The 645-nt window shown below is 69.3% G+C and carries 1 protein-coding gene; it reads right to left on the bottom strand.

What is annotated here, in order from left to right; all coding sequences use genetic code 11:
• A partial coding sequence (locus ACHAAJ_RS15565) for a PLP-dependent aminotransferase family protein (protein WP_494337662.1) occupies positions 1–645 on the bottom strand: 645 nt, incomplete at both ends.

Genomic DNA, 645 nt, shown 5'->3' with positions numbered 1-645 from the left:
AGCGGCGCGAGGTCCGGGTAGAGCGGGTGCGCGTCGGCGACGGCCTTCACACGGGCACGAAGTCCCGCGGTGTCGGCGTCCGGCCCCGCGACCAGGACCTCGGCGATGATGTCCGCGACCTCCGCGAACGCCTCCTCGCCCAGACCACGCGTCGCCAACGCCGGCGTCCCGATCCGCAAACCCGACGTCACCATCGGCGGACGCGGATCAAACGGCACCGCGTTGCGGTTCACCGTGATCTCCACCGACGCCAACAGATCCTCCGCCTGCTGCCCGTCCAACTCCGAATGCCGCAAATCCACCAGCACCAGGTGCACATCCGTGCCCCCGGTCAACACGCCAATGCCCTTGCCCGCCACATCCGCACGGCCCAAACGCTCCGCCAGGATCGCCGCACCCGCCAAGGTGCGCTCCTGCCGGTCCCGGAACTCCGCGGTCCCGGCGACCTTGAACGCCACCGCCTTGCCCGCGATCACATGCTCCAACGGACCGCCCTGCTGACCCGGGAACACCGCCGAATTGACCTTCTTCGCGATCTCCGCGTCGTTGGTCAGGATGATCCCGCCCCGCGGACCGCCCAACGTCTTGTGCGTCGTGGAGGACACCACATGCGCATGCGGCACCGGAGACGGATGCAAACCCGCC

It is taken from the genome of Arthrobacter arnarulunnguaqae (genome assembly GCF_051262515.1).
Lineage (GTDB): Bacteria > Actinomycetota > Actinomycetes > Actinomycetales > Micrococcaceae > Arthrobacter_N.
Note: the sequence above shows the minus strand (reverse complement) of the source record. Positions and strands in the feature narration are given on the sequence as shown.